Source organism: Ammoniphilus soli, from assembly GCF_040813775.1.
In genome coordinates, this window is the sequence record NZ_JBEGDL010000008.1 from 129,229 (window position 1) to 154,283 (window position 25,055).

General features: G+C 43.4%; 22 protein-coding genes. 4 read left to right on the forward strand and 18 right to left on the reverse strand.

Annotated features, from left to right (window positions below; genetic code table 11):
* Positions 1-46 precede the first annotated feature (46 nt).
* Entirely contained in the window at positions 47-1,174 is a 1,128-nt protein-coding gene (locus tag ABLT31_RS17075; RefSeq protein ID WP_367753745.1) for a 2-methylaconitate cis-trans isomerase PrpF family protein, read from the reverse strand.
* Positions 1,175-1,322: 148 nt separating this feature from the next.
* Between ABLT31_RS17075 and ABLT31_RS17080 the strand changes: the two genes are divergently transcribed.
* Positions 1,323-2,189 (forward strand): LysR family transcriptional regulator, encoded by an 867-nt coding sequence (locus ABLT31_RS17080; RefSeq protein WP_367753747.1) that lies wholly within the window; start codon positions 1,323-1,325, stop codon positions 2,187-2,189.
* Between the two features lie 177 nt (positions 2,190-2,366).
* A complete protein-coding gene (locus ABLT31_RS17085; protein WP_367753956.1) occupies positions 2,367-3,677 on the forward strand; it encodes a CitMHS family transporter in 1,311 nt (436 codons plus the stop codon).
* An 80-nt stretch (positions 3,678-3,757) separates the two neighbouring features.
* Here ABLT31_RS17085 and yyaC read toward each other — a convergent pair whose 3' ends face one another.
* The 8 genes from yyaC to ABLT31_RS17125 all read right to left on the reverse strand — a co-directional run bounded on the left by yyaC (position 3,758) and on the right by ABLT31_RS17125 (position 11,582).
* Positions 3,758-4,291 (reverse strand): spore protease YyaC, encoded by a 534-nt coding sequence (gene yyaC / locus ABLT31_RS17090; protein WP_367753749.1) that lies wholly within the window; start codon positions 4,289-4,291, stop codon positions 3,758-3,760.
* Between the two features lie 140 nt (positions 4,292-4,431).
* A complete protein-coding gene (locus ABLT31_RS17095; protein ID WP_367753751.1) occupies positions 4,432-4,626 on the reverse strand; it encodes a hypothetical protein in 195 nt (64 codons plus the stop codon).
* 20 nt (positions 4,627-4,646) lie between these two features.
* Entirely contained in the window at positions 4,647-6,056 is a 1,410-nt protein-coding gene (gene citG, locus ABLT31_RS17100) for a triphosphoribosyl-dephospho-CoA synthase CitG (protein ID WP_367753753.1), read from the reverse strand.
* 24 nt (positions 6,057-6,080) lie between these two features.
* Complete coding sequence (gene citC / locus ABLT31_RS17105) at positions 6,081-7,124, reverse strand: [citrate (pro-3S)-lyase] ligase (RefSeq protein ID WP_367753755.1); 1,044 nt, start codon at positions 7,122-7,124, stop codon at positions 6,081-6,083.
* A gap of 23 nt (positions 7,125-7,147) precedes the next feature.
* Positions 7,148-8,689 (reverse strand): citrate lyase subunit alpha, encoded by a 1,542-nt coding sequence (gene citF, locus ABLT31_RS17110; RefSeq protein ID WP_367753757.1) that lies wholly within the window; start codon positions 8,687-8,689, stop codon positions 7,148-7,150.
* Positions 8,690-8,702: 13 nt separating this feature from the next.
* Entirely contained in the window at positions 8,703-9,575 is an 873-nt protein-coding gene (locus ABLT31_RS17115) for an aldolase/citrate lyase family protein (protein ID WP_367753760.1), read from the reverse strand.
* Between the two features lie 11 nt (positions 9,576-9,586).
* Positions 9,587-9,943, reverse strand: a complete 357-nt coding sequence (citD, locus tag ABLT31_RS17120) for a citrate lyase acyl carrier protein (protein ID WP_367753762.1) — start codon at positions 9,941-9,943, stop codon at positions 9,587-9,589.
* A gap of 160 nt (positions 9,944-10,103) precedes the next feature.
* Positions 10,104-11,582, reverse strand: coding sequence for an NAD-dependent malic enzyme (locus tag ABLT31_RS17125; protein ID WP_367753764.1), 1,479 nt, complete (start codon positions 11,580-11,582; stop codon positions 10,104-10,106).
* Between the two features lie 243 nt (positions 11,583-11,825).
* Between ABLT31_RS17125 and ABLT31_RS17130 the strand changes: the two genes are divergently transcribed.
* The gene (locus ABLT31_RS17130; RefSeq protein WP_367753766.1) at positions 11,826-12,704 is read left to right on the forward strand and encodes a LysR family transcriptional regulator; all 879 of its coding nucleotides are present in this window, start codon (positions 11,826-11,828) and stop codon (positions 12,702-12,704) included.
* Positions 12,705-12,791: 87 nt separating this feature from the next.
* Here the strand turns inward: ABLT31_RS17130 and ABLT31_RS17135 are convergent, their stop codons facing one another.
* From ABLT31_RS17135 to tcuA, 4 genes are all read right to left on the reverse strand, one after another.
* A complete protein-coding gene (locus tag ABLT31_RS17135; protein WP_367753768.1) occupies positions 12,792-14,870 on the reverse strand; it encodes a (Fe-S)-binding protein in 2,079 nt (692 codons plus the stop codon).
* A gap of 77 nt (positions 14,871-14,947) precedes the next feature.
* Positions 14,948-15,928, reverse strand: a complete 981-nt coding sequence (locus ABLT31_RS17140; RefSeq protein ID WP_367753770.1) for an electron transfer flavoprotein subunit alpha/FixB family protein — start codon at positions 15,926-15,928, stop codon at positions 14,948-14,950.
* 14 nt (positions 15,929-15,942) lie between these two features.
* Positions 15,943-16,698 (reverse strand): electron transfer flavoprotein subunit beta/FixA family protein, encoded by a 756-nt coding sequence (locus tag ABLT31_RS17145; protein ID WP_367753772.1) that lies wholly within the window; start codon positions 16,696-16,698, stop codon positions 15,943-15,945.
* Between the two features lie 15 nt (positions 16,699-16,713).
* Positions 16,714-18,231 (reverse strand): FAD-dependent tricarballylate dehydrogenase TcuA, encoded by a 1,518-nt coding sequence (tcuA, locus tag ABLT31_RS17150; RefSeq protein ID WP_367753774.1) that lies wholly within the window; start codon positions 18,229-18,231, stop codon positions 16,714-16,716.
* Between the two features lie 203 nt (positions 18,232-18,434).
* Here tcuA and ABLT31_RS17155 point away from each other — a divergent pair, with 203 nt between their 5' ends.
* Entirely contained in the window at positions 18,435-19,292 is an 858-nt protein-coding gene (locus tag ABLT31_RS17155; protein WP_367753776.1) for a LysR family transcriptional regulator, read from the forward strand.
* A gap of 138 nt (positions 19,293-19,430) precedes the next feature.
* Here the strand turns inward: ABLT31_RS17155 and ABLT31_RS17160 are convergent, their stop codons facing one another.
* From ABLT31_RS17160 to ABLT31_RS17180, 5 genes are all read right to left on the reverse strand, one after another.
* A complete protein-coding gene (locus ABLT31_RS17160; RefSeq protein WP_367753778.1) occupies positions 19,431-20,957 on the reverse strand; it encodes a tripartite tricarboxylate transporter permease in 1,527 nt (508 codons plus the stop codon).
* 12 nt (positions 20,958-20,969) lie between these two features.
* A complete protein-coding gene (locus ABLT31_RS17165) occupies positions 20,970-21,425 on the reverse strand; it encodes a tripartite tricarboxylate transporter TctB family protein (protein WP_367753780.1) in 456 nt (151 codons plus the stop codon).
* A 79-nt stretch (positions 21,426-21,504) separates the two neighbouring features.
* Positions 21,505-22,542: a tripartite tricarboxylate transporter substrate binding protein gene (locus ABLT31_RS17170; protein WP_367753958.1), complete on the reverse strand. Its 1,038-nt coding sequence runs from the start codon at positions 22,540-22,542 to the stop codon at positions 21,505-21,507.
* A gap of 500 nt (positions 22,543-23,042) precedes the next feature.
* Positions 23,043-24,107, reverse strand: coding sequence for a tartrate dehydrogenase (locus ABLT31_RS17175; protein WP_367753782.1), 1,065 nt, complete (start codon positions 24,105-24,107; stop codon positions 23,043-23,045).
* A 110-nt stretch (positions 24,108-24,217) separates the two neighbouring features.
* Positions 24,218-24,901, reverse strand: coding sequence for a GntR family transcriptional regulator (locus ABLT31_RS17180; RefSeq protein WP_367753783.1), 684 nt, complete (start codon positions 24,899-24,901; stop codon positions 24,218-24,220).
* Between the last annotated feature and the right edge of the window lie 154 nt (positions 24,902-25,055).

Genomic DNA, 25,055 nt, shown 5'->3' on the forward strand with positions numbered 1-25,055 from the left:
GCTTAAAAGCCATACACATGGTATGGCTTTTCTAACTTTTCATTATTTAAGCTAATTGATAGGCAAGATCATAATTTTTTTTCGTATACACGTAGCCCTCTAAGATCATTCTCGCTGTACGTACAACCTTAATGGCACGTATGTGGCCTGCCAAGAAATCTACTTTTGTTTCCATAATACCCGCTGGGTGTGCCATTCGAAAAATCTCCTGTTTAATGTTTACCATATCAGACAGGATGGTATCCTGTAAAAAGGCTCCTGCTGTGGTACAGATGGCACCCGTGATTGCAAGGGCTTGATGAGGCTTTTGCATCGACATCATTCTAATCATCAAATCCATATCTGACGCTTTTCTTTCCGTTCCGCTCAGATCAACATAGTCCATCGGAGGTGCGATAATTGTCATTTTTGGCACAGCAGGAGATTTCAGTGTAGCCAATTTTCTATCAGAAAATTGGCACATTTCTGCTGCGATTGATCGGATTTCTTCTAATTCATTCAATTTTTCCTGAGAGTAATCCGCAGGTAACTCGCTTCCGGTCAGACCGATGTCCTGCGCCCTTACAAAAACGAGTGGATTGGCGACATCAATAATGGAAACGGGGATCAGACGGTCCTTTGTTTTAATCATGTCAACTGGATTGCCTGTTGGAAAGAGCTTTCCAGTAACCGCCCCTTCTGCACGAGTAAAAGAAAGATAAACGGGTGATCCTGTACCTGGCACACCTGGAATGGAGCAGCTTCCTTCGGTTTTCACTTGCCCATTTTCCACTTCTACTTCAGCAATAATCAGTTTTTGGGTATTCGTGTTAAAAATCCTTACCGTTGTAACTGGCTCTTGTGCCGGAACTAATCCTTGCTCAATCGCATATGGCCCTACAGCAGAGGAAATATTTCCGCAATTCCCTTTAAAATCAACCATTTGATTCTCAATGCTTACCTGCGCAAATGTATATTCCACATCAAATTCTGGTGAATCTGATTTTTTGATAATCGCTGCTTTACTTGTCAACGAATTCGCTCCGCCAAGACCATCAATTTGTCTGCGATCCGGACTGCCCATCACATCTAGCAGGAAGTCCCCCCAATTCGAGCGATCCGAAGGCATATGTTCAAAGTTTAAAAAAACACCTTTACTTGTTCCACCGCGCATTACTGCTACTGGTACTTTCATTGCTATAACCACCTTTTCTCGTCTATATTTTAGCAGTCCCGATTCCTATGAAAATATAGTATGATAGGTGTAGTGATAAGTAAAATACATGTTTTTTTAAAAAAACACACGAAAAAACTTATAACCCAAAAAGTTAGAGGTGATGGGGATGGATGAAAAAGACTGGGTTGCAATAAGCGTTTTATATGAGGAAAAAAATATCAGCCGGGCGGCAGAACGTTTATATATATCACAGCCAGCGTTAACTTACCGCTTGAAAAATCTGGAAAAAGAGATCGGGACGGAATTATTTTTCAAAATAAAAGGAGGTATTGAGTTTACATCAGAGGGCATCCATTTAGCGGGTTACGCGGAAGAGATGATCAAAAAGCTGCAAAAAACGAAAGATTATATACTGAATATGCAAAAAGAAGTGAGAGGCACGCTACGGATCGGCGTTTCCAGCAACTTCGCCCAATATAGGCTTCCTAAAATACTGAAAGGATTTTCAATCAAACATCCTCATGTTCAATTTAATGTGAATACAGGCTGGAGTACAGAAATTATGAATCTTCTTGATTCTTCCAATGTTCAATTGGGCATACTCCGCGGCAATTATGAATGGTATGGCATCAAGACATTGCTGAATAAAGAACGGCTTTGTTTAATCTCCAAAAAAGAAGTGGATCTGGAAAACCTGCCAAAACTCCCATTTATTAACTACAAAACAGACAGTTCATTAAAAAATCTAATTTACGGCTGGTGGCATGACAGATTTTCAGAGCCTCCATTAGTAACCATGGAAACCGATCGACAGGAGACTTGCAAAGAAATGGTTAAAAACGACCTAGGGGTTTCCATTTTGCCGGAAATATGCCTACAGCCATCAGATAACTTGTATACGTACGGGTTGTCCTATAAAAATGGGGAACCCTTATTAAGAAATACATGGTTAATGTATAACCAGGATTCCTTAAAACTCTCGACTGTGAAAAACTTTATTGATTATTTGAATAAAAATGCCAATCTTTATTAAGAAAAGCACAGTAAAATTATTCCCCCCATTTATTGTGCTTCTCTATTTTTCAGCCTGGAAAAAATGGGATTATAAGATTTTTTTTAAAAAAACCTTTAAAAAAATCGATTTTACTTATTTGGTCAAATGTACTATTCTGTCAATAGAAAGCGATTACTTCATCTGGGGGGGATCTATATTCTTACGTTCTTAGGAATTTCAATGGTCGTTGTCTTTACTTACTTAATTATGTCCAAACGCTTATCTCCGGTGGCCGCACTGACCATCGTTCCGATAGCCTTTGCTGTCATTGGCGGATTTGGTCCAGAACTCGGGAAGATGATGCTGGATGGATTAAAAGTTGTCGCCCCATCAGCCGCATTATTGCTGTTCGCCATCCTGTTTTTCGGCATTTTGATTGATGCAGGCCTTTTCGATCCGCTAATTAAAGCCATGTTAAAAATTATCAAAGGGGATCCCGTTAAAATAGCAATTGGAACCGCAGTAATCGCGATGACTGTTGCTTTAGACGGGGATGGAACCACGACGCATATGATTACGATTTCCGCTATGCTTCCGCTTTACCTGAGGCTTGGCATGAATCCGCTTATCCTTGCAACCATTTCCATGCTTTCTGTCAGTGTTATGAGCGGCATGACACCTTGGGGTGGGCCTGCTACAAGAGCGATAGCGTCTTTAGGTCTGGATGCTCATGAATTTTTTGTTCCGATCTTGCCGACCATGCTCGCAGGAATGGCTTCTATTCTCTTTACGGGATATGTGCTTGGAAAAAAGGAGCGCAAGAGACTTGGCGTGGTCGATATTAAAACCGCTCCTGCGATGAGAGCTGCCCTTGGTGAAGCAGCGGTTGCTTCCGCCATAGAAGATGATATGAAGCGCCCTCATTTAAGATGGGTCAATCTTCTTTTAACGCTTACTGTGATGGTCATTCTAGTTATGGGGGTAATCCCAGCGCCGGTATTATTTCTAGTAGGGTTTGTCATTGCGGCCATGATTAACTATCCTAATCTAGAAGAGCAAAGAAAGAGAGTTGCATCACATGCAGGCAATGCTTTAACAGTTGTCACATTAGTATTTGCGGCCGGTATTTTCGCAGGGATTTTTTCCGGTACGAAAATGGTAGACGCCGTCGCCAATTCATTAGTGGCCATCATTCCGGAATCTTTGGGCTCCTTCTTGCCAACAGTCGTTGCCCTGACTAGCATGCCATTAACCTTCGTTCTATCCAATGACGCTTACTACTTTGGCGTTTTGCCGATTCTTGCTGAAGCTGGAGCTGCTTATGGAGTGGATCCCTTAGAAATTGCGAGAGCTTCCGTGCTTGGACAGCCTGTGCATTTCTTAAGTCCACTGGTGGCATCAACTCTATTGCTGGTAGGGATGGTCAAAACAGACATCGGGGAATTCCAGCGGTACGCTTTTAAATGGACTTTATTTTGCAGTTTATTCATGATCATTGTTGCTGTATTCACAGGAGCAATCGCTTAATCATTCATCGAAATACGAAAAAGGGGATGTCCCCCAAACCATTTTTACAATGGTCTTTGGGACAACCCCTTTTTTGTTTTTTAACCGATTTCAGAACTCTCGTCGGCAGCTTGTACAACCATGCTTACTATCGTTTTCGCAAGGTTCATAACCGTGTATAAGCGAGTATCATTTAAAAATTGCATGCTTGGCAATGGATCTATATAATTGACCATCCCTATAATATGATAGTCCCCCACTTGAGGCAAGACCTTTTCCAGAGCTTTTCCCGGAACAAGCGGTCCTTCTTTCAAATATACATGACCGACCTGGTCTTGCTCGCCTAAACAAGCATCTACACTAAAAATGAGCGGCTTTTTAAAGCGTTTTTTAATTTCTTTTAAAATATCTTCTAAATTAAATGCATGAACAGGATGTTCCAAAGTCCCGTAAATACGATAAGGCACCTGGTTTTCTTCAAGCATCGTCCCAACTAAAGGTCCTAATGAATCTCCTACAGAACGGTCTGAACCAATGCAAAGAAAGATAATATCTTCATTTTGATAACCGGAAGACCGAATAATTTCTTTCATTTTCAATGCTAATCTTTCCGTATGTTTATCGTTCGGATCCACGAATGATTCTTCCCCTTTTACTTTAGATAGAATCCCCTACATCTTTATTATACAGGGTATAAAATGATAGTAAACTAAAAAACCCGGCTTCCCTTGCTTACAGGAAACCGGGTTTCACCTCTATTTATCCGAAACGACTTCTAGTCGCCAATATCCGCTCGATCCATCCAGATCACGTGTTTCACTGGTCCCACATCTACTTTTCTTTCATCAAGATAATAACTGCAGCTCTTATTACCGCATTGCGACTTAATTTCTTCCGCGACTTTCTTTTCTACATCTCTCAGAATAATCATTCGCTCATCCTCTAAGTAAAGTACCGCTGTTCCTGTCATATCTTATCACCTCTAAATAATTATTGTGTAAGCTCGTCCATAGCATGTAAAAAATAGGTTGCTGCCAGAAGATCTGCCGATCCTCCGGGACTGATCATTTTCTTGGAGTACTTTTCATCAAGCTCCTGAATCCGTGTACGACCTGGGGTTGTAAGCATTCCGCCGTCCGCCATGATGGAATGGGCTTCAGCCTGAACAGCGGCAAGGGTATCGATATCATGCCTATTTAAAATGGTCGTGTCTTGCGTTTCGCTCATTAATCCGATTAAGGCATGAACAAGCGCATCATTGACGGAAAGTCCTTCTCTTAAAGCCTCCCGGAAACAAGGCAGTCCTTTCATGTGTATGCTGGGAAGTCCTGATTCAATTTCTCCCCGTATTCCAGTTTTTCCATATTCCAAATACAAGCGTTCCCCAGCCGTTAGCTTTCTTTCAGGCAGCTTGCGCTTCATGACGGAAAGCTCACGTTCAACAAGACCTTTGCCTATTGCGGCAGCTTCAGCTAGAACAGCATCACTGGGTAAAGCTTCAGGCTGTTTTCGTATCGCAAGGGAGGCCGCGGCTGAAAGGATACCCATCAGAAACAGCATACCCTTTTGCGTATTTACCCCTTTCGTCGCTGAAAACATGGCTTTCTCCGCCTCCATGCCTATCTGGCGAAGAATGGGCAACAGCTCTTCAGGTTGTCCCTCATGATTCCATCCTGCCATGGCACAACGGTATATAGCGGGCGCAATGGCACTGCTGCTGATTAAAAAAGTATGAAAGTCCATATCCGAGTGAGCTCCGGAATGAAATCGGTCAACCAGACCAGGTGCAGGGCTGCATGCCGCTTCCATAAGCATGGCCTCCAATGCTACTTTGCCAATTGAAAGCACGGCTTCTGGCCATATGTTGGTCTGTTCTGCTTTAAAATGAATGATCTTTTTTTTAACTTTAGATAACATCGCGTCCTTTTGATGTGTTCCGGAACGGACACATTCGATAGCTGCTTTGGAACACACCATACATGTTCTCTCTCTCCAATCAAGCAAAGCACGGCTGATCTGATGTCCTTCGGTATCAAAAACATCGATATCGAGCATCCGTCCGAATGGGGTCTCTTCTTCCATGGAAACACCGAATGCCTTAATGACTGCCGCATCACCTTCAACAGCTAAAACGGCTGCCGGCCCGGTCAAGCCGTGATAAATCCTTTCTTCCAAGAGCACAAAGTTTTCAGTCCGGATACGTTTCCTTAGTTTCTCTAATGCGTAATAAATCAGATCGGCCGTTTCAACCGTATACTTGGTGCTGCCGGGCATATTCACGGTAATACTGACTACCGTTGCACGGTACCGTCTCCGAAGATCGGCTTGCAGCTGTGCACGCTTTTCTTTCCCCAGAAGGATTTCCTCGAACGTAACCGTTTGGTCATGTAATCCATTCATGTTTGCCTCTCCTCCGACTTAGATCTAATACGGGGAAGCTAAGATCAGATCCCGATCCACCGCAACTTTGGTGACGGCCGAGGTTAAATAATCATAAGTGCGATCTGGAACGAGTTTTTTAATGTCATTCCATACCCCTTGCTGAATAAGATGGCGCACCCTTGACGAACTGATCATTTCCCCGTCAACGAGCAATCGGTTCATGATTTTAACGCTAATCCCATAATCCGGAAGGATATCCAACATCGCCTGGTTGTAGGCATTAGTAACCGGACAATACGGCTCTTCACCTATATAGCGTTTTTTGATGCCTAGCCTGGGTGCGATTTGTGTCGCAAACAAGATGCTATCAAGGCGTGCCTGAGCAGCCGCTTTATCGTCTTCGCGAAGAAAATACGCTGGGAATGTTACAGGTGAAATGAAGTACTTGCTTCCCGGAACAACGGTAACATTGTCCATATCTGATACGCCTTCCCTCACGAGTTTTAAACGATCCACGAAGGGCAAGAGGGTCCTTTCTTCCCTGACAACAAAGACAATCACCATATCATTTTCCATCGACGCTTGCTGAATAAGGGCTCGGTGGCCTTTGGTAAAGGGATTTCCGTTCACCACTACCGCACCCCTTTCTCCTTTTGGATGGGCGATGCTCTTTTCAATGCGATCACAATATACGGCAACTGAACCTATCCCCGTTTCAAGCAACGAAACATAGGGTTCAGCCCGAACGATCTCAGTAAAGCCCAGTTTTTCAAATGCACGGGAGGTACATGGTTTCGTGAACACAAAATAATGAAACCTGCCCCGTCGGGCTTGTTCCTGCATCAACGCTGTGACAATGGTTGACACGAGTCCTGACCCACGCATCGATTTGTCCAAGGCAATATTTCGCAATATGCCTCCTTCGAAGGACCCTGTTCCTACAATCTTTCCCGCTTGGCGAAAATTGACTGTGTATTCAACACCCTGGTCAAAAGTAAGGCCAAATTGGGCAAGGTAAGCCTCTACCTCTACGTATTGATTGGCATCCTTAAGATTCACGATGTCCATTTCCACCCCACTGAACATGGTCCCCATCCTTTTCCATTCTTTTATAAAATCGGGCGTCTAATGACATCGATAATGGTGCCATCCCGATATTCCACGACACCGACGATTTCGTCACTCAACGCAATAGGTTCAGGCCTGCCGCCCCATTCATAGGCCAAATTCCTCAATTGATGGATGGACATGATCGGGAGTCCCGAATTTTTAAGGTTTTCAATCAGGTCCACCCTCTTGGGATTTACCGCGACTCCCCGATCCGTGACAATCACATCTACGGTTTCTCCAGGAGTTACGACGGTTTGGACAGCATCAGTCACCATGGGCAAGCGTCCCCGAAGCAGGGGGGCCACAATAATCGTGCACTTGGCTCCTGCCGATGTATCCGGGTGTCCGCCAGCTGCTCCCATGATGATGCCATTCGAATCCGTAATCACATTAACGTTAAAATTCACATCCACCTCTGTAGCAGCCAGAACGACAAAATCAAGCTGATTAACGATTGCGCCACGATTATGCGGATTAGCATAAAAGCCCGCGTCGATTTCCTGATGGCGAGGATTCGTCTTGATCGATTCGATGGCTTTCCCATCAAAACTCTGCGTATCAAAGATCGTCCCAATCAATCCATCCTCCAGCAAGTCAACAAATGGACCCGTGATGCCTCCAATGCCAAAACTGGCAGTTAGATTTTGCTTAAGCATCTTCTCCTTAAGATATCTACCAGTCGCTCCTGGTACCGCACCTGCTCCCAATTGCATTCCAAAACCATCCTTAAAGTACCCGGAAAATTCAATCACCTTAGCTGCCATTTGCGCGATGAGAAGATTCCTGGGATTCGACGAATACCGTAATGAGCCAGAGGAAATGCCCTTGGGATCACCAATTCGATCGATCTGCAAGATATAATCAACCTGTGTTTGAGGAATACTTACTGGGCAAATTGGATAGGGAACAAGGTGATCGGTTATGGCAACGACTTGGTCAGCATAACGGGCGTCGACCATGGCATATCCCATAGAACCGCACGCGGCTGGGCCATCCGTCCCATTGATGTTTCCATAAATGTCACACGTGGGTGCGGCTATGAACGCTATATCGATATGAAGCTCCCCGGACTCAATCGCCCGTACTCTTCCTCCATGGGAGCGGATAATCGTTGGTTTTTCAAGGGTGTGCATCGTTAGGAACCTTCCCAGTTCCCCTCTGGCGCCACTGGTTTCCACTGCGGAGATCACACCTTGCTCAATGAATGGAACAATCTCGTCATTCACATCTAGGAAAGAGCTTGGCGCGAGTTTTATTCCTTTGATTCCTTTTTTTGCAATCGCCGCGACCATTTTGTTGATGACATAATCCCCGTTGCGGAGAGCATGGTGAAAAGAAATGGTCATCCCATCTCTTAGCCCGGTCGCTTCAATCATCTCTTCAAAGGATTTTAAGACTTTATCTGATGATCGCGTATGGGCTATGATCTTTCGCCCAACCACACGGCCAGTTGGCTGAGTGGAAAACAGTCCTCGATAAGGCTTGACCACTTCGTAGCCTTTTAAGCTTTCTGGAATTTCCCTTCCAACTCCATTTCTCATGCTATTCCCTCCTCTACTGCTCCCTAGCCGCAGCCGAATAGGCCAATATGCGTTCAGCCCGCGTGATCATGGGAGCATCAATCATTTTTCCATTCAGAGATATAACGCCTGACTTGCGTTCCAGCGCTTCTTCATAGGCAGCAAGCACTTTTTGGGCGTTCGCAATCTCTTCTGCTGTAGGAGTGAATATTTGATAAACCAACTCAATTTGCCGCGGATTGACCACGGATTTCCCGTCAAACCCTAACTCCTTGATTAAAGTGGTTTCAGCGATGAACGTTTCATCGTCTTTGACATCAGAGAATACGGAGTCTATGGCGTAAATACCGGCTTCTCGCGCTGCCAGCAACAATTCCGTCCTTGCTACGAATAATTCCATGCCCGCTTTTGTCTTCCAGCCTTTCAATGATGTGACAAAATCTTCACCGCCGATGGCAAGGGCTACCATCCTTGGGCTTGCGGTTGCCATTTCAAAGGCATTCCTCAGCCCTCTCGGATTTTCTATGGCAGCCATCATTTTGATGGAACCTGATTCAAAACCATGCTTGGCTTCGGCTTGACTAATAATTTCATCGACAATCCTGATATCTTCAGAGGTTTCCCCCTTCGGCAGGCGAATGAGGTCAGGCTTGGCAGCCAATATGGTATCCAAATCTTCATATCCCCAGGGTGTACTGATATGGTTGATCCGCACAGCCACTTCACAAGGATAATCCAATTCTTTGATCGCATGATGAACTAAGTGTCTGGCACTATCCTTCTCCGGAATAGAAACTGCATCTTCCAGGTCAAATATGACCGCATCTGCGCCGTAAATCCCCGCATTCTGCAGCATGGCAGGATTATTCCCCGGTGCAAACAACATCGCTCGACGTAACTTCTCCATTTCGCTCTCCTTTAGCCGTTTGCCCGTGTGATGGCTGTCTTTACTCTTGCTTTAATCGTATAATCCAGGGCACCCTTATCGTTCGCATGAACATCTGCATCCTCGATTCCATGATCTTCAAGCACTTGAGCAATGACTTTTTTGATATGAGATCCATATTGCTGCAAGGTTGGGCTGATCAATTCGATATGAATTCCGCTTCCGCGGTCTGCCGGGGCCAAGATAATCAAAATATCAGATGATTCTACTGTTCCGGCTTGAGCGGATTTAAGCTGGCCACTCATTTTTAATCCCCCATTTCGATTTGCCTCAAAATCAGTGTCAGCCGGCTTCAGAAGCCGCCACCGCTTTACTTTGATATCAAACATTTGTGACAGCCTATGTTGTTTTCTATCATTATTTTCAAATCTCTCATCCACTCTATTGCATAAAATTGTATAGGTTCTATAACAATAAATAAAATATAGTTATTTTATTAAAAACAATAAAATATTTTTATGATTCAACGTCACTTATAAATGTGAAACACTAAACCCCAACTAAACTTAACTCACCAGATGCCTCTTTATCGGTTGAATGATCGTCTGTCTCAAAGCTGTCCTTGTCTTTGCGCGCAACTCCTGTTCGGTGTGCAGCCGCGATAACAGCCTTCCGAACCTTTTCAACGACCTTATGATTAAATACACTCGGAATAATATAAGTTTCGCTAAGCTCTTCATCTGTGACTACCGATGCAATGGCTTGTGCCGCCGCAAGCTTCATTTCTTCATTTATCTCTATTGCCCTACAATCCAATGCTCCTCGGAAAATTCCAGGAAAACAAAGCACATTATTGATTTGGTTCGGATAATCCGATCTTCCCGTTGCCATGACCCGTACATAGGGCTCCGCCAATTCAGGATCAATTTCCGGCATCGGATTCGCCATCGCAAATACGATCGGATCTTTAGCCATTTTTTTAATATCTTCAATATGAAGGATTCCAGGTGCGGATACTCCAATAAAAACATCGGCGCCTTTGATCACATCCGATAAATTTCCGCACTCGTTATGCGGATTCGTAATCTGTGCATACATGGTCCAGTGCGGATTAGTATATAGATCACTGCGGTTAATCGCTCCAGCTCGGTCAACCCCAATAATGTTGCGGACCCCTGCAGCCAATAGAATTTTTGTGCAAGCGATCCCGGCAGCGCCGATACCGGATAAAACCACCTTAATATCCTCCGGTTTTTTTCCTACAATCTTTAGCGCGTTAAGCAACCCAGCTAGCAATACCACCGCGGTTCCATGCTGATCATCATGAAAAACAGGAATATCCAAATCCCGCTTCAGGCGATCCTCAATCTCAAAACACCTCGGGGATGAGATATCCTCTAAATTAATTCCTCCAAAAGCGGGGGCGATCGCCTTCACAACGGCCACAATCTCATCCGGATCCTTCGTATCCAAACAAATCGGAAAAGCATCCACATCAGCCATCTGCTTAAAAAGCATAGCCTTCCCTTCCATTACGGGCATCGCTGCACTTGGTCCAATGTCACCCAAGCCTAAAACCGCCGTTCCATCAGATACAACGGCTACCGTATTTTTCTTTATCGTTAACGTGTAGGCCTTGCCGGGGTCTTCCGCAATTGCAGTACATATTCTTGCCACGCCTGGGGTATACACTCGGGATAAATCATCGCGGTTGTTTACAGGTACTTTGGATTTAACTTCAATCTTGCCTCCGATGTGCATGAGAAACGTTCGATCTGACACGTTTATCACTTTCACACCGCTAGTTCGGTACAGTGTATCCGTGATCCGTTCCCCATGCTTGGTATCTACCACATTAATCGTGATATCGCGAACCGAAAGCGACTTGCTTGAAGAGATGACGTCCGTTCCGATAATGTCCCCTCCAGCTTCGCCAATTGCCTTTGCAATGTCGCCAAAGGACACGAGTTCCTTTTCAAATTGAATACGAGCGATGATATGTAAACCTGCTCCAGTAGATATGGACATTTGAACTCCACCTCTCATTTGATTAACTTCAAAATATTACCTTGTTTAAATTGTATTAAAAATGCATCAATAAATAAAATATTGTTATTTTATTGTTTTATATAAATTTCTTTTATGATTAACTCTCAATCCCAAGGAAATTAATACACAAGATTTAATCAACAATAAAAATGTTGTATATTACTAAACATAAATTAGATTTTCTACCAAAATAAATTCTTCTGATGAAAGTAAGGATGAGTCATGGAATATAAAGATTGGCTAATATTAGTCACGATTCATAAAGAGCGAAATATTACCAAAGCAGCTGAACGGCTGTATACTACACAACCGGCATTAACCTACCGTTTACAGCACCTAGAAAAAGAGTTTGGGACCGCTATCGTTTCAAGGAGTAAAAAAGGCGTTGAATTTACGACTCAAGGCGAATATCTTGTTCAATATGCTAAAAAAATGCTTATTGAATTAGAGAAAACAAAGGATTATGTCAATAACATGGGGAATGCCGTTACGGGCAGTTTAAGATTAGGCACCTCAAGTGTTATTGCTAGATACAAGCTTCCACCCATCTTAAAAGATTTCCTTGAGTTTTACCCTGATGTTGAAATTAATTTAAAGACCGGCTGGAGTGTTGACATCAACCACATGCTTCATAAGGAAGAAGTACATCTGGGCATTGTCAGGGGAGATTACCCGTGGCATGGACAGAAGTCCTTTATCAGTGAAGAAACGATTTGCATTGCTTCCAAGAAAGAAATTAACTTTGAGGATCTGCCAAAACTGCCGCGGATTAACTATGGAACGGATCAGACATTGCTAAATCTGATTCAAAGCTGGTGGCAAGAAACGTTCAATGTACCACCATCGATTACGATGGAAGTAGACCGGATTGATACTTGCAAAGAAATGGTGCTGCATGGCTTGGGTTATGCTATTCTACCCAGCGTTTGCCTTTCGGAAGGTGAAAATTTGTATATTTATAAATTACACTCGAAAGACAATAAGCCAATAACAAGAAAAACCTGGCTGATATATCGGGAATCTTCCCTACAGCTGTCTATGGTAAAAGCATTTGTTGATTTTATGGAAAACAACACCAGGCCCATTTTACCTGCCCGATGACCATACATGCCCTCACCCATTTGATGATTGAAAAAAGAAGGGAGTACCCTCTAATAAAACAGGGGCCCCCTTCTTATTACTCTTACACTACTGTATTAAGGATCGTTCCACAATTTCAGCAATATCTAGCGTTTTAACTTGATCCTCCACCTCTTTAGCTTTTGTTCCATCACTCATCATGGTTAAGCAGTATGGACAATTGGTACCGATCGTTGTAGGGTTTAGTCGAAGCGCCTGTTCCGTTCTTTCTATATTAATGCGTTTTCCTTGCGTTTCCTCTATCCACATTCTCCCGCCTCCAGCTCCGCAGCACATCGCATCCTGTTTGTTTCGTTCCATCTCAAGGATTTGTACACCAGGAACCGATTTTAGAATATGGCGAGGGATATCGAAAATGTTGTTATAACGACCAATATAACAAGAATCATGATAAGCGATCGTTTCCTTTACATCCTGCGAGGGCTTAATCCGACCTTCCTGGATGAGCTGATAGATGATTTCCGTATGGTGATACACCTCAGCTTCCAATCCAAATTCAGGATACTCATGCTTGAGGCAATTATAAGCATGGGGATCAATCGTAACAATTTTTTTCACGCTGTACTGCTTGAAACTTTCAATGTTTTCTTGACACAATTGCTGAAACAGGAACTCATTCCCCATTCGTCTAGCCGTATCACCAGAGTTTCTTTCTTCGTTTCCTAAAATGGCAAACTTCACGCCAGCCACATTCATAATCTTGGAAAAGGACTGAGCGATTTTCTGACTTCGAGTATCAAAGGAACCCATGGAACCCACAAAAAACAAGTACTCAAACTCATCCATTTCATCAACCGTTGGAACGCAGATATCTTCCCGTCCTTCCCGCCATTGAATGCGCTGGTTTCGGTTCAACCCCCAAGGATTGCTTTGACGCTCAATATTTTGGAAATACCTTGACGCTTCATGCGGAATATTGCCTTCGGTCAATACCAGATAGCGACGCATATCGATAATTTTATCTACGTGTTCATTGGAAACCGGGCATTGGTCTTCACAGTTGCGGCATGTCGTACATGCCCACAATTCTTCCTCGGTGATGATATCCCCAATCAGACTTGGCGTTTCCAAAGCAGCCGCTACTTCCAACGACCCTTCCATTCTGGCTTGCAGGGCTAACTGATTGGCTTTTGCATCCTTAAAGACAAAGGCAGGCATCCACGGAGTGCGGGAAGTGATCGAAGCCCCCTTTTCCGTAAGATGATCTCGCATTTTAATAATGAGGTCCATCGGCGAAAGAGTCTTACCCGTAGCAGAAGCTGGGCACATATTCGTGCATCGTCCGCATTCCGCACAGGCATACAAATCAATCAATTGCTGCTGAGTAAAATTCTCAATCTTTCCAACCCCATACTCCTCAACTTCTTCATCCTCGAAATCGATCTTGCTCAATTTTCCGACAGGACCGACTTTCTTGAAGAACACATTGAACATCGCAAATAATTCATGCGCTTGCTTGGACTGCGGTACGAACACCATGAATGTAAGCACGATGAGTAGATGCACCCACCAAAAAACATAGAACAATACCGTTCCCGCTGTCGTGCCGATACCGAAGAACAGGGCCACAATCACTCCAGAGAAAGGAGCATAAATGAAATCCGGCTCATGCCCCAGCATGACCTGTTCAAAGCCCAGCATAAGCAGGATGGACACCGTCAGGGCGGTCAGCGCAATATAGATGAAGGCAGCTTTGCCATCACGCTTCCACTGCAGGCGCTTGAGCTTCTCCCCGTATCGGCGGTAAGCAGCGTAAAGCACCGCGCACAGCATGAGAAAGGTCGTCCACTCCTGCATAAGACTGAAGTATTTGTGTGCGTCGCCGAACGGAAACTCATAACCATTAATAAATCCTTTGATAATAATTTCAATGAGTCCAATTTGGATGATCATAAAGCCGTAAAACAAGATCAGATGCAAACAACCGCTTTTTTTATCTTTGAATAATTTTCGCTGGCCAAATACATTCACCAACACGGCATTCAATCGTTCTTTGAGGTTCGGTTCAAAATCGGGTTGCTTGCCGAGCTTCACAAACACGTAACGACTGTATACCACCTGGAAAAATAAATACAAAGCATACGCGGTCACTGTCAAAAAGATGATGAAATTGATCAACGTAACCAAGTGAGCTCACTCCTTTGTCATAAAAAAGATGAAAAAAAGTAGGAGGTTTCCCTCCTATCTTATCGTGGTAGATTCAATTATTTTGTGACCATGAAAACCTTTTTGAATTCTTCAGTGAGTAAAGGAACCACTTCAAACAAATCCCCTACGATTCCATAATCGGCCACTTTGAAAATGGGAGCTTCCGGATCCTTGTTAATCGCAACAATAATTTTGGAATTGGACATACCCGCCAAGTGTTGAATCGCGCCGGAAATTCCGCAAGCAATATAAACGTCAGGGGTAACTACCTTACCGGTTTGCCCTATTTGCATTGAGTAGTCGCAATAGGATTGATCACACGCCCCACGCGATGCTCCTACAGCTCCACCTAAAACTTCAGCAAGTTCCTTAAGAGGCCTAAATCCATCAGCGCTTTTCACTCCACGGCCGCCGGAAATGATAATTTTGGCTTCCGTTAAGTCGACCGTACCTGTTGTTTTGCGGACCACCTCTTTAACTAGGGTGCGCAAATCCTTGATCTCCACATCAAATGGAATAACGGTTGGGATTTGGCTCACATTGGGTTCGGACGTTGAGAAATTGTTTGGACGAATGGTTACAAAAATCTTGCCTTCTGCGATACGTTTTTGAGCAAAAGCTTTACCGGAATAGATAGGACGCGTAAAAACAAGTTCATCCCCATTTACCGAGACATCGACACAATCGGAGACTAACCCCAATCCAAGCCTAGCAGCTACCCTAGGAGCAAAATCTCTTCCAATCGCCGTATGACCTAATACGATACTATCCGGATTTAATTGTTCAACCATTTGTACAAAGGCTTGCGTATAGGCTGAACTTGTATACTGATCTAGCTGATCGTTTTCCAGGACATAGATTTTATCTGCTCCATACCGCGCAAGTTTATCGGCATGGGAATTCTCATTTCTACCAACTAGCACAGCGGATACTTCCCCGCCATCCGCTATTTTTCTGGCAACAGACAAGGCTTCCAGGGAAACATTTCGCAGCTGTCCATCTCTTGTCTCCGCTACTACTAGTATATTTCTGCTCATTTCTTTTCTCCCCTTTATGCAAGTTTTAGCAGCTCAACCAACTCTTTTGCCTGTTCCTGAAGACTGCCCTGAAGAATCCGCCCCGCTTCTTTCTTAGATGGAAGAAAGCGATGAACAAATTCTGTTTTCGCCTTCAAATCTTCTTCAGACAGATTTAAACCGCTAATTGCTAACCGTTCTAGCGGCTTTCTCTTGGCCTTCATTATGTTGGGAATGGATGGAAACCGTGGTTCATTTAAGCCTTGCTGCGAGGTAAACAAGGCCGGAAGACCTACTTCAATGACTTCCTTGTTTCCCTCGACATCTCTCTCTACTATGGCTTTGGAATCCTGGAGATTTAGCTTAACAATCGTTGCCACATGTGGGATTTCCAGCTCTTCCGCCACTCGGGGCCCAACTTGAGCGGATCCGTCATCAACTGCCATATAGCCGCCAATAATCAAATCATAGTTTTTGCCTTTAATATAAGAGGCCAGTATTTTAGAGATGACATATTCATCTCCATTTAAGTCTTCTCCTTCAATCAGTACCGCTTTATCCGCTCCCATCGCAAGGGCGGTGCGGAGAGCTTCCTCCGCCCTGCTAGGGCCGAGGGTAAGGACCGTTACCTCGCCCCCGTGATTTTCCTTAATTGACACGGCTTCTTCCACCGCGTATTCATCGTAAGGATTAATAATAAATTTAATTCCTTCTTCGCTTACTTCTCCATTGACAATTTCTATTTTTTCCTCCGTATCAAAGGTCTGTTTTAACAGCACTAATATATTCATTTGGCGCAACCCCCCCTATCCGATATTGGCTTCTGTTCTTGTCATCGCAAATTTTGCCGCCTGTTCTCCAGCTGTTTTTCCGAAAACGGATCCTGCCATGAGTCCCGTTCCGCCTGGATAGTTGAAGAAGAATAAGCCTCCAACCAATTCTCCTGCTGCATATAAACCTGGGATACTCAGGTCTGCTGTATTTTGCACTTCACACTGTTCATTGATCTTCAATCCGCCAAAGGTAAACGTAATTCCGCAAGTTACTTGGTAAGCTTCGAATGGTCCTTGATCAAACGGATTGGCCCAGTTTGTTTTCGGAACTTCCAGTCCCACTGTACCGCGGCCATCTTTAATATTCGGGTTGAAAGGTACATCCGCCTGAACGGCAGCGTTATACTGTTTGATATAGTCCAAAAATCCTTGCGGATCGACGCCTTCTAATTTGTGCGCCAATTCCTCTAATGTGTCCGCTTTAACTTTAGTCACTTGCTTAATCCGGTATTCATCACGCAGTAAATGAGTTACCTTTTGATCGAAGATTTGCCATGCAAATTGGCCAGGCTGTTCCAAAATGACCCTTCCATATTTCGCATAGGTGTAGTTGCGGAAATCAGCTCCTTCATCTACAAAGCGTTTTCCTGTAGCATTGACCATAATTCCGAATGGATAGCTATGCTTTTGGAAACCGTCTCCAACGGCAAGATCACCGAACTCAGGAGCATTATAATCCCAACCTACGGCATGGCATCCGGACCAATGTCCGTAGGATCTAGCCCCGATATCAAATGCCATGCGAATTCCATCACCCGTATTAAAGCGAGTCCCCCTTACTTTAGCTAGCTCCCATCCGGCACCTAAATAGCGGGTTCTCATTTCTGTATTGGATTGGAATCCTCCTGCTGCTAAAACGACCGCTTTACTTTTTATATTTACGGTTTTGCCTTTTAATTTCAGTTGAACGCCGTACACACCCTCATCGTTACTCAGTAATGATTTAGCCTCTGCTTCATAGAGAACGGTAATTCCTTCTCTTTCAGCCGCTTCGTGCAAGTATTGAACTAACCCTGGTCCACCGCCAACGGCTTCGATGGTTAACCCTCCCCAAAATTTAAACTTGCCATCCACTTTGAAAGCTTGTCGTCCATAAATCGGAGCAAAACGAACTTTCTTGGAACGCATCCAAACCATGGTTTCCAAGCTCTTGCTAGTCAACATTTCGGCCATCGTGGCATTTGTGCGATATTGCGTTACACGGCACATATCATCGAAGAATTGTTCTTCGGTATACGTCCCAAAATCCGTATTGGCGATTTCCTCCTCCGTCAGATCAGGGCATACCTTAAGCAAGTCTTCCAAACCACTGTAAGCGAAACGGATCGCACCAGCTGTAAAGGTGCTGTTTCCTCCTCTTTCTTTTTCCGGGGCTTTCTCCAGCACGATAACCTTTGAACCATTCTCTCTTGCAGCCAGAGCTGCACACATCGCCGCATTTCCTGCGCCTACCACTACTACATCTGTTTCGTATAAAAAATTCTTGTCCATATTTCTCTCCTCCATCCAATTAAAAAATGAGTTTTAATAAAATTAGCTAAAATCTAATTTGTTTAACCTTTAAGTAGATTATAGTATGATTAAACATATAAAATAAAATATGGTTTTTAAATATAAAGCCATAGAAATTTTCTATATCCTAAAAGTTTAGATCGGAACTTATACTTGAACAAAAAAAGCAATGGGAGGAACGTATGGAAGAAAAGGATTGGAATATGTTAATAACCATCCATGAAGAACGAAGTATCTCTAAAGCAGCTGAACGATTATATATCACTCAACCTTCGCTAACCTACCGTTTACAACAAATCGAGAAGGAATTTGATACAAAAATCGTGACAAGGGGAAAGAAGGGAGTAGAATTTACAACCCAAGGGGAATATCTCGTTCAGTTTGCAAAAGAAATGATATTTAAGTTAAGAACCGCCAAGGAATTTATTAGCAATTTGGATGACCGCGTGAAAGGGAAGCTTAGACTTGGAGTATCCAGGAATTTTGCCCGCTATAATCTTTCTTCTCTACTAAAAGGCTTCCATGATCAATACCCCGAGGTAGATATACACCTAAAAACCGGCTGGAGTTCAGAAATCATACACATGTTATACAAAGAAGAAGTCCATATTGGAATTGTTAGAGGCGATTATCGATGGCAGGAACAAAAATATTTAATGAGTGAAGATTGCGTATGCATCGTATCAAAGGAAGAATTAAGCCTAGACCAACTGCCTATGCTTCCTAGAATAAACTTCGATACAGACCAATCCTTGAAAACTCTAATAGATAATTGGTGGCGCGAAACGTTTACACGCCCTCCAACCATTACAATGGAAGTCGACCATATTGAAACGTGCAAGCAATTGGTGATAAGCGGTTTAGGCTATGCTATCCTACCGGGCATGAGTATTTTAAAAGAAGATAATCTCTTTAGCTATAAATTAAAAACAAATGAAAATGAACCTATCCTTAGAAAAACATGGATGATTTATCGTGACCACTCTCTAGATTTAAATACAGTTAATAGTTTCGTCGACTTTACAAAAAAGTTTATTTGAAGTTATATCCTCGTGCTGTCCAAACAATATAACTAAGTTACAAATTCTTAAAGTATAACAAAAGGAACCAGACGCAGGAGAACGTCTGGTTCCTTTTGTTAAAATATTTCGATTCGGGCAGGCCGCTCTCCGTTTTGACTAAGCTTCTTCATTAATAATCACATTTCTGCCCCTCATCTTTAAAATGATCGGGATCATCATCCACAATACTCCAATGATCAACAATATCAAAGACACCGGCTGTGTCAAAAAGATCATAAAATCCCCGTTCGATCCAGTCAATGCTCTACGCAAATTGTTCTCGATCATGGGTCCCAGAACCAAACCTAAAACAAGAGGAGCCACCGGGAAATCATTTTTCGTTAGGTAATATCCAGTGACCCCGCACGCGATCAATAGCATCAAATCAAATGTCGTGAACTGCACCGCATAGACCCCGAAAATGGAAATGGCAATGATAATCGGGAGCAGATATTTAACCGGTGCTTCAATGATTTTCGCAAACACCTTCACAAGCGGCATATTGAGTGCCAGGAGCATAATATTACCGACAAACATACTTGCCAAGAGTCCCCATGCCACTTGGGGATGGTCTGTAAAGAACAGTGGGCCTGGCTGAATGTTGTACATGATTAATGCACCCATTAAGATTGCCGTGGTGCCCGATCCGGGAATTCCCAATGTGAGCAGCGGAATCATCGCTCCACCGGATGCCGAGTTATTCGCAGATTCGGGACCGGCTACGCCCTCAATCGCCCCCTGCCCAAATTTGCTGGGGTTTTTGCTAAATTTTTTCTCCATAATATATGAAAAAAAGGAAGCCAATGTTGCGCCAGCACCCGGAAGAATACCGATAAAAAAACCTAAAAAAGATCCTCGTAAAATAGCGCCGCCGCTGTCTTTCATATCCTGTTTCGTGGGAAGAATACGTCCTACTTTAGCTACTTCTCCTCCACCGCTGTCTTTCTCCAGTATCGTCTTAAACACTTCTCCTAGGGCGAAGAGACCAACAGCCACAGTCAAAAATTCCAACCCTGAATACAGTACTGGCAAATCATAAGTAAAACGTGCAACTCCTGATACATTGTCCAATCCGATGGTTGCAAGCAATAAGCCCATAACGGTCATGATGAGGGCCTTCGTCATCGATTTTCCAGCCAAACCGCTTACAGCGCACAATCCAAGAATCATCAGCGAAAAATATTCGGCTGGACCGAACGATAACGCCAGTTCAGATAAGGGATCTGCAAGCAAAACCATGCCTACTAAAGAGACAATGCCAGCAGCGAAAGAACCAATCGCCGCAATGGATAAAGCTGCGCCCGCCCGTCCCTGCTTTGCCATTTGATAACCGTCCAAAGCGGTTACCACAGAGGAGGATTCCCCAGGGGTATTCAAAAGTATAGAGGTTGTTGATCCTCCGTACATGGCCCCATAGTAAACACCTGCCAGCAGAATAATCGAACTTGTAGCCGCAGACTCCGGATCAAGCCCCGATGTCAACGTTGCCGTCACCGGAATGAGTAAAGCCACTCCACTCATCGGCCCGATACCGGGCAATACGCCGACAGCCGTACCTATCAAAACACCAAAAAAAGCAAAGGCCAAGTTATGCCATTGGAAAGCAACCTCAAAGCCATCGAAGAGAAATTGAACAGTTTCCATCGGTTTTACCTCCTAGTTGAACCATATAGGGAAGCCAGGCAAGGAGCCCTCTAGTACTTCTACGAATAAATAATATACTCCGTAAGAAAATCCTCCGGAAATAAGAAGCGTTTTCCCCCACGCACCTTTTTCCATCACTTGGAAACCCAGCAGTAAAAATATGAAAGTAGAAATGACGTAACCCATAGTCTCAAGTAATAATCCATATAAGACCGCAGAGATTAATATAATAAAAAATCTTTTGTAATCGAGTAAGACTTTTTTAGATTTTACTGAGGAGTATTTTCTTGTTTCAAAGTAAAGGCGCAAACTTAAAAGGATAAGAATAACTCCTAAACCCATCGGGAATATGTCCGGCCCCACATTGCTTCCATAGGCACTTGCAGAAATCTTCCTGCTTTCTAGGATGAAACCCAGCCCAATGATAAAAAAAACTAGACTAGCATATCGGTCAAACGTGTTGCCCATTTCTTCTGTTCACCTCCAAAAAGAATGAATCAGAGGAAGAGATTACTCCTCTCCCCCTCCTCTATGACGGTGTTGCATTTTATTTTGCCATATCCAATGCTGCCAATAGTTCATGAATCTGTTTATTCTGTTCATCTAAGAATGCTTTGAATTCGTTTGCATTCTTATAGTCACTTTCCCAGCCATTTTCCCGTATTGCCTTCTTCCAATTTTCGGTTTCAACCATTTGCTTAATCTTCTTATTCCAGAAACTCAAAGCATCTTCACTCATTTCTTTAGGGCCGAAAATCCCCCGCCATATCGCAAATTCAGCATCTACTCCTTGTTCTCTCATTGTCGGAACATCCTTTAGCTCACCCTCTAATCGGTCTTGCGAAGCTACAGCCAAAACTCTTATCTTTCCTGCCTTTAAATATTCCAAAATAGAAGATGCATCAGACGCAATGACATCAGCGTTGCCGCCCAGCAAAGCGGCCATGGCTTCTCCTGTTCCATCATAGGATACATACTTGACGGATTTATGATCTGCACCCGATTTGTATGCAGGCAAAATGGATACCAAATGATACATCGAGCCCGGGCCCGAGCCCCCGGCAAACGTTATCTTTGTAGGATCCGCTTTTAGGTCATCAATCAATGATGTAAGGTCGTTATATTTGGAGTCCGCTCTTACCACAATAGATCCGAAATCCTTCGTTAGCTGGGCTAAAGGAGTAGTATCTTGATATCCGTAAGGACTATTTCCCTCTTTTTTCAGGTTGTTAATCAAAACAGGTGGAGAACCGGCAAACAGTTTATAATCATTCTTTGATTCACGACTAACATAATCCGCTAAAAATACGGTTCCACCGCCACCGGGTTTATTTTCCACCGTCATCGTTTTTTCAACAAGCTTAGATTCCGCCAATACTTTAACAAACGTTCGTGCTGTTCTATCCCAGCCGCCTCCCGCTCCTGAAGGCGCCACAACCACAATCGGTTTTTGCGGATAGTTCGCTGTTGCTTGTTCATTAGTTTCCATCCCACTGGTACCGGCAGATGGACTGCTTCCTCCTCCACAAGCGGTTAAACTTACTGCCATTAGTCCGCTTAATAGAAATGCTGACCACTGCTTCATTTTTCTCAATATTCTTTCCCCCCCTATACTGTATAATTACCGGAGAATCCAGCGAAGAGGATTGAAAGGGTTTCCAAAGGCAAAGGCCAAACCTTTTCCCACTTTTCCCATCAACCTACCAATTTACCTCATCATAAAACACTCTAAATTTAATTTCCCTTGATTATGAACCTCCTTTTTCGCAATAGGGTAAATGAGAATAATAAGAATATTATTAACTCACAAACATCATAACACAGGTTTATTATTAAAAATAATATTCAAATTCTATATTCAGTTATAGAAAAATTTTATATTTGAAGATCCCAACCAATTCTTAGATGACATGAGTAATTTGCTAACACCGCTATCTAGGAACCAACCCTGAAAATAACAAAAAACCATTTACTTCGTAATGAGTAAATGGGCTCTTGTCTTTTTATGCGGTTTTTCTTAGTACTTATGCGGATAATTTCCACCGTTTTGCGGAAAATTTCTTTTTTACGCGTAAAAACGTAAATCTAACGACCTAACAATCTAATCCTCTTACAAATCTCTTCCGTCACTTCACTAGTTGAAGCCTTACCCCCAATATCAGGCGTCTTCACCCCAGCTTCTGTCACATCCTCAATAATCTCAAGAAGCTTATTCCCCAATTCGAGCTCCCCAAAGTGATCCAGCATCATTTTCGCGGTCCAGATTTGGCCGATCGGATTAGCAATGCCTTTTCCAAGTATATCTGGAGCAGAACCGTGGACAGGCTCAAACATGGAAGGGTATTTTCCATTAAGGTTAATGTTGGCCGCAGGAGCGATTCCGATGCTTCCCATAATAGCTGCTCCTAAGTCCGTTAAAATGTCACCGAATAAATTACTTGCTACAATAACGTCGAAAATTTGAGGACGGTTCACGAAAAAGGCGGCTAACGCATCAATATGAAATGAAGTCGACTCAATAGCAGGATAGTCTTTCTTCACATCATTAAACACTTCATCCCAGAAAGGCATGGAGTGTACAATTCCATTTGATTTGGTGGCACTTGTGACATGCCCTCTTCTCTTTTGAGCCAGTTCAAACGCATATCTCATGGCGCGTTCGGTGCCCTTGCGAGTAAAAATGGCACTTTGGACCGCCATTTCCTCTTCTCCCCGATGAATCCTTCCGCCAATCTCACTATATTCTCCTTCACTATTTTCCCGCACAACAATCAAGTCGAAATCCCGGGGATTTACCAAAGGCGATTCAATGCCCCTCATCATTTTTGCCGGACGAATATTGATAACCTGCTCAAATCCACGTCTAATATTGACCAGCAATCCCCATAGGGATACATGATCAGGCACCAGCTTCGGGTTTCCGACAGCCCCTAAGAAAACCGCTTCAAAATTCCCTAACGTCTGAAGGCCATCTGCAGGCATCATCTCACCGTGTTCTAAGTAATACTCACAGCTCCAATCAAATGAAGTAAATTCAAACTTTAGACCTCCATGGACTTCCGAAAGCGTATTCAATACATCGAGAGCAGCAGGCACGACTTCCCTGCCAATCCCATCTCCAGGAATCACAGCTATGTCAAACTTCTTCATTGAACTTCCTCCCTCATTCAGACGACGGTCGACTGTTGATGTTTTATAGATTGATTATACCATACCCTCGACTTCTACAATATACTTATTTATAGAGCAAAAACCATGATTTATTGATCATGGCCTGCTGTTGAATGGGATATAACTCCCGTTAGATGTTGCAGATCACATTTCAAATGATCAATCATGGCCTGGGAGGCCCGATCAGTTTTTCTCTCCTTAATATAATGAAAGATTTCGCGGTGCTGGCTAAGTATGATCGTTGCTCGGTTGTCTCCCTTAAAATTCATGATCCGAAAGAGATACGTCAATGATTTAAGATCATTCAATTGCTTTTGCAATCGGCGGTTTTGCGTATATTCTATGATTAATCCATGGAACAACTCGTTAAGCGCAATAATCGTATTGCTTTCTTGCGACTCCTGTATAGCTTGTTCTGTCTTCAGAAGGGTTTGCTCGAGTTGTTCCATTTGCTCATCACTAGCCACTTCAGTAGCTAAACGAACGGCAAAAGATTCTAACGCCATCCGACAAAAATAGATTTCCTCCACATCTCTCATCGTAGGCTCATAGACCACGACTTTTGATTTTTCATCCACAAGCACTAAACCTTCTTTTTCTAAAACGCGAATAGCTTCCCGAACCGGGCTTTTGCTTACCCCAAACTCTCTAGCAAGCTGGGTTTCATTTATGCGTTCACCAGGTTTGAATTTCCCTTCGAAGATCATTTTCTTTATGGAATGATAAAATTGCTCATAATAGGGCGGTCGTTTTTCAATTGGATAATCGTTCATAGCTTTACTCTTTCCCCCGGTATTGTATGGTTATTTTATATTATAGTCCATAGCCATACAAATACCTATTCCCATCCCAAGATAAGCAAAAAGACGTTGAACATGAAGTCCAACGTCTTCTCTCTATCAAACTCTATCATCAACTCTAGTCGCC